The organism is Yoonia sp. (assembly GCF_017854415.1).
Taxonomy (GTDB): domain Bacteria; phylum Pseudomonadota; class Alphaproteobacteria; order Rhodobacterales; family Rhodobacteraceae; genus Yoonia.
Window position 1 is genome coordinate 8,074 of sequence record NZ_JAFMHR010000089.1, and the last position, 5,441, is coordinate 13,514.

The following is a 5,441-nucleotide window of genomic DNA, read 5'->3' on the forward strand; positions in this document are numbered from 1 at the left end:
CCATTCACCTATTCGAATTCCATGATCACTTCGTCCACGGCCAAACTATCACCTGCATCCGCGTTGATCTTTTTGACCACTCCTTTGCGTTCGGCACGCAAGATGTTTTCCATCTTCATCGCCTCCACTGTGCAAAGCGCTTGGCCTTCCTGCACTTCGTCGCCTTCAGCCACATCGACCTTGACGATCAGGCCGGGCATTGGGCAGAGCAAGAATTTCGATGTGTCAGGGGCCACCTTTTCAGGCATCAGACCCGCAAGTTCGGCTTGACGCGGCGTGCGCACATGGACCTTCACGTCAGCGCCACGATAACGCACACGGAACCCGCCAGAGATTTTGCCTATTTTCAAAACCAATGGTGTGCCATCCACCATCAAACGCGCAAGCGGGTCACCGGGTGTCCAATCGCTTTCGACCCGCAAAACACGGTCGCCAATACTGACGTCAGCGCCTGATTTGTCGGCATTGATTGAGACGCTGTGCGCCTCGCCTTGCAGTTTGACGTCCCAGTCTTCGCCAACGTGCCGCTCATGGTTATCCATACGCCCCGAGATGCGCGTGCGGCGAATTTCTGCGACACGGTGCATTGCGGCGGCAGCGGCGGCAATGCGCAAGCAGGCCTCGTTTTTCAGCGCAACACCGTCAAATCCGTCGGGGTATTCTTCTTCGATAAATGCGGTCGTCATATTCCCGCTCGTAAATTTCGGGTGGTCATACACGGCAGCCAGAAACGGTAAGTTGTGACCGATCCCTTCCAACTCAAACCCGTCCAGCGCAAGGCGCATTTCTTCAATCGCACTCGCGCGGTCAGGGGCCCATGTGCACAGTTTCGCAATCATGGGATCGTAGAACATGCTGATCTCGCCCCCTTCAAAAACGCCTGTGTCGTTGCGCACAGCGCGCGTTGGCGTCGCCTCTTCCACTGGTGGGCGGTAGCGTGTCAGGCGGCCGATGGACGGCAAGAACCCACGGTACGGGTCTTCGGCATAAAGGCGGCTTTCCATCGCCCAGCCGTTGATTTTCAAATCCTCTTGCGCAAACGGAAGCTTTTCACCTGCTGCCACACGGATCATTTGTTCAACCAGGTCGATGCCAGTGATCAGTTCGGTCACAGGGTGTTCCACCTGCAAACGTGTGTTCATTTCAAGGAAATAAAACTTGCGGTTCCCGTCGACAATGAATTCAACCGTACCGGCGCTGGTATACCCTACTGCTTGAGCCAGTGCGACGGACTGCTCACCCATTGCTTTACGGGTTTCTTCATCAAGGAAAGGGCTTGGGGCCTCTTCGATAACTTTCTGGTTGCGACGCTGGATCGAACATTCGCGTTCATGCAAATAGACCGCGTTGCCATGACCATCACACAGAACCTGAATTTCGATGTGACGCGGTTGTGTCACAAATTTTTCGATAAAAATCCGGTCGTCGCCAAAGCTGTTGGCAGCTTCGTTCTTAGATGACTGAAAACCTTCGCGGGCCTCTGTGTCGTTCCACGCGATCCGCATGCCTTTGCCGCCGCCACCGGCAGAGGCTTTGATCATCACCGGATAGCCCACTTGGTTCGAGATTTTCACCGCATCTTCGGCGTCTTCAATCAACCCCATATAGCCGGGAACCGTTGAAACATTGGCCTCTTGGGCAATTTTCTTGGACGTGATTTTGTCGCCCATCTTTTCAATCGCACCCTTTGGGGGGCCGATAAAGACAACGCCGGCTTCCGCCAATGCATCAGCAAATTTCGGGTTCTCGGACAGAAAGCCATAGCCGGGGTGCACGGCTTCTGCGCCGGTTTTCTTGATCGCTTCCATCACCTTTTCGATGACGATGTAGGATTGGTTCGCAGGGGACGGGCCGATATGCACGGCCTCGTCTGCCATTTTCACATGCAGCGCATTGCGGTCAGCATCGGAATAGATCGCGACCGTTTTGATGCCCATCTTACGGGCCGTCTTAATGACGCGGCAGGCAATTTCGCCACGGTTGGCAATGAGAATTTTCTTGAACATGTGTTTAGTCCCCAAAACGCAAAACCGCCGCCAAGGCAAAGCCCCGACGACGGTTTTTATTTATTGTTCGCCCGCGATGGGCGCGTGTATCTAAATTTTTAGCAGCCCGCGACGCCTGCGTTATCGCACAGAACACCTGCAACTGCACCAAGGGCAACCGAACCGGTTCGGTCCGTTCCAAGGATCTCCGAGGCCGCAAGGCCAACTCCAGCGCCGACAACGCCGCGCTCCACGTCGTTCTCAAGGCAACCAGCCAAACCGAATACTGCCACTGCTGCAAGGATGATTGATGTCTTTTGCATAATCTTAAACCTATCGTTGTTTCTGAAGGTGCATCACAATTGATGCGACCACTGTTCGCACCAAACCCCAATTCGCTATGATATCCAATATCATACTTTTTTCGTGCCGAATTTCGGCGAGAAACCGTTATCGGCCCGCTTGGTGAGTAAGCAGGCCGATTAGGGGAAGGGTAACGGTACAGAGAATTAACAACATCGAGCGTGCTGGGAGCCTTCGTTGTTGATCTCACGATGGCGCAGTAATGGGACCAAAGATAGCGGGCATGTTGCGCGCGCCCAAAATCGGCGACTTCCCGCTCAAATTGAGCTGCGCTTGCCGCAATTATTTGGCGCCCGTGCATCATTATTGGTCCAACAAATCAGGGAACGTTTTCTGAACGGCTTTCAGGTCCACCCGCAGCATTGCTTCATAGCTTTCGGGATCAAATGGGTCCTCGGCCGGCACCACTTCGCGCCCGAAAAGCCAGCTGAGACGACCTGCATCCAAATTACCACGCACAAATGGCTCTTCGCCGAAATGCTCTAGCAAGGCGCGCATAAAGCCTTCGTCGGCGCGTCTGTCAGCCGGACGTCGATCAGGGAAACGAATGCGTTCGGTGATTTCCGTGGCCCCATCTTTGTGGGCACGCCGCAGCACGAACTGGAAATCAGTTCCCGGCAAACGCCCCGGAAACCCGCGGTGCTTGTCCATATATGGCAGATTAGCCATGGTTGGCGGTCCTTTTGTGATCGCTAAGGTTCATTAGAGCGGGATATTGTCGTGTTTTTTCCACGGCGTGTGGACCTTTTTGTTGCGCAGTGATGCAAAGGCACGGCAAACCCTTTTACGGGTGGAATGCGGCATTATCACTTCGTCGATCACGCCCTTTTCTGCGGCCACAAACGGGTTGGCGAACCGATCTTCGTAATCTTGCGTGTGCTTTGCGATTTTTTCAGGATCACCCAAGTCGCCACGGTGAATAATCTCGGTCGCACCTTTGGCGCCCATAACAGCGATCTCGGATGTGGGCCAAGCGTAGTTAAAATCACCCTGCAAATGCTTGGACGACATCACAACGTAGGCACCGCCATACGCTTTGCGCGTGATTACCGTAACCTTTGGAACAGTGGCTTCGCCATATGCAAAAAGCAGCTTGGCACCGTGTTTGATCACGCCACCGTATTCTTGCGACGTGCCGGGCAGGAATCCGGGGACATCAACAAGCGACAAGATCGGGATTTCAAACGCATCGCAAAAGCGCACGAAACGCGCCGCCTTGCGGGAACTATCAATGTCTAGACACCCCGCCAAAACCATCGGCTGGTTGGCGACAACACCGACGGTTGAGCCCTCCATGCGGATAAATCCGGTCAGAATATTCTTGGCGAATTCCTCTTGGATTTCGTAAAAATCACCCTCATCAGCCAGCTTTGTAATCAGCTCTTTCATGTCGTAGGGCGAATTTGGATTGTCGGGAATCAGCGTATCAAGACTGTCCTCGATACGGTTCACATCATCAAAGAACGGCCGCACGGGCGGTTTTTGCGTGTTGTTCAGCGGCAGGAAATCAACAAGACGGCGAACCTCGGCCAATGCTTCAACATCGTTTTCAAAAGCAGCATCCGCCACAGATGATTTTCTGGTGTGGGTTGATGCGCCGCCCAACTCCTCTGCCGTGACCACTTCGTTTGTGACGGTTTTCACAACATCGGGGCCAGTAACGAACATGTATGAACTGTCTTTGACCATGAAGATAAAGTCAGTCATCGCAGGTGAATAAACCGCGCCACCCGCTGTTGGTCCCATGATCAAGCTGATCTGCGGCACAACGCCAGAGGCCGTGATATTACGCTGAAAAACCTCGCCGTAAGCGGCAAGGCTGGCAACACCTTCTTGGATACGCGCACCGCCACTGTCGTTAATGCCGATGATCGGTGCCCCGTTTTGAACGGCCATGTCCATGATCTTGCAAATTTTCTTGCCGTGGGTTTCCGAAACGGACCCGCCCATGACGGTGAAGTCCTGAGAGAACACATAAACCAAACGTCCGTTGATCGTGCCCCATCCGGTCACAACGCCGTCACCAGCGGGGCGGTCTTTTTCCATCCCGAAATCAGTGCAGCGGTGGGCCACGAACATATCGAATTCCTCGAATGATCCATCGTCCAGCAACAGCTCGACCCGTTCACGCGCGGTCAGCTTGCCTTTGCTGTGCTGCGCCGCAATCCGGCGTTCGCCGCCACCCAAGCGGGCCGCTGCACGCCGCGTTTCAAGTTCTTGCAAAACATCCATAAGATCACACCCTCGCCAGTTGTTGCCTATGAATAGCCGCTGCGCGCCGCAGAAAGAAGTCTGAATGCGCATATTTGCAAATTACGCTATTTGCAGTTGCCACATATTGCAAATTTGCAAATTTGCCTGATGCATTTGCGCCCTGCAATGCATGGACAAGTATTGCGAAGCTGCCTAAACCAATGTCATGACCACACTTCCAACGGTCCGTTTTCTGGACCGCACCACACCCCCACATATACTGACGCTGGTGTTGATCACAGGCATGTCGGCATTAAGCATGTCGATATTCCTGCCGTCACTTGCCACGATGACCACGTATTTCAACACAGAATACGCGATCATGCAGATTGCCCTATCGGGGTATCTGGCGGCAACTGCCGTCTTACAGGTCTTTATCGGACCAATTTCGGACCGGTATGGGCGGCGGGTTTTAGTACTGGGGTCGCTGGTGGTATTCGTACTGGCCACAATAGGCACCTTGTTGGCGACAACGGTCGAAGTGTTTTTGTTCTTTCGCATCCTGCAAGCTGCTGTCGCGACATCTATGGCGCTGGGTCGCGCAATCGTGCGCGATATCGTCCCCCAAGACCAAGCGGCGTCAATGATCGGCTATGTCACGATGGGTATGGCGCTCGTCCCGATGGTCGGCCCGATGATCGGTGGCGCGCTGGAACAAGCCTTTGGCTGGCAAGCGACGTTTGTGTTTTTAGGGTTGGCAGGGTTTGCGACCCTCGCCCTCGTATTTTTTGACCTTGGCGAGACCGTCCAAGGCGAAGGCACCAGCTTTCGCGACCAGCTAAGCACCTATCCGGAACTGTTCCGCTCACCACGGTTTTGGGGCTACGTGTTATGTGCTGC

General features: G+C 54.1%; 5 protein-coding genes. 1 reads left to right on the forward strand and 4 read right to left on the reverse strand.

The window, feature by feature from the left end; genetic code table 11:
- Window positions 1-8: 8 nt before the first annotated feature.
- The 4 genes from QZ197_RS10815 to QZ197_RS10830 form a co-directional block, all read right to left on the reverse strand.
- Window positions 9-2,006, reverse strand: a complete 1,998-nt coding sequence (locus QZ197_RS10815; protein ID WP_296431948.1) for an acetyl/propionyl/methylcrotonyl-CoA carboxylase subunit alpha — start codon at window positions 2,004-2,006, stop codon at window positions 9-11.
- A 98-nt stretch (window positions 2,007-2,104) separates the two neighbouring features.
- Window positions 2,105-2,308, reverse strand: coding sequence for a hypothetical protein (locus QZ197_RS10820; RefSeq protein WP_296431949.1), 204 nt, complete (start codon window positions 2,306-2,308; stop codon window positions 2,105-2,107).
- Window positions 2,309-2,651: 343 nt separating this feature from the next.
- Window positions 2,652-3,017, reverse strand: a complete 366-nt coding sequence (locus QZ197_RS10825; RefSeq protein WP_296431950.1) for a hypothetical protein — start codon at window positions 3,015-3,017, stop codon at window positions 2,652-2,654.
- A gap of 33 nt (window positions 3,018-3,050) precedes the next feature.
- Window positions 3,051-4,580, reverse strand: a complete 1,530-nt coding sequence (locus QZ197_RS10830) for an acyl-CoA carboxylase subunit beta (RefSeq protein ID WP_296431951.1) — start codon at window positions 4,578-4,580, stop codon at window positions 3,051-3,053.
- A 187-nt stretch (window positions 4,581-4,767) separates the two neighbouring features.
- Between QZ197_RS10830 and QZ197_RS10835 the strand changes: the two genes are divergently transcribed.
- Window positions 4,768-5,441: MFS transporter (locus tag QZ197_RS10835; RefSeq protein ID WP_296431952.1), on the forward strand; the 674-nt coding region annotated here is incomplete at its 3' end.

What these genes read in the sequence shown, in the direction of transcription:
- QZ197_RS10815 (WP_296431948.1), bottom strand. Translation starts at nt 2,006, where the DNA reads ATGTTCAAGAAAATTCTCATTGCCAACCGTGGCGAAATTGCCTGCCGC.
- QZ197_RS10820 (WP_296431949.1), bottom strand. Translation starts at nt 2,308, where the DNA reads ATGCAAAAGACATCAATCATCCTTGCAGCAGTGGCAGTATTCGGTTTG.
- QZ197_RS10825 (WP_296431950.1), bottom strand. Translation starts at nt 3,017, where the DNA reads ATGGCTAATCTGCCATATATGGACAAGCACCGCGGGTTTCCGGGGCGT.
- QZ197_RS10830 (WP_296431951.1), bottom strand. Translation starts at nt 4,580, where the DNA reads ATGGATGTTTTGCAAGAACTTGAAACGCGGCGTGCAGCGGCCCGCTTG.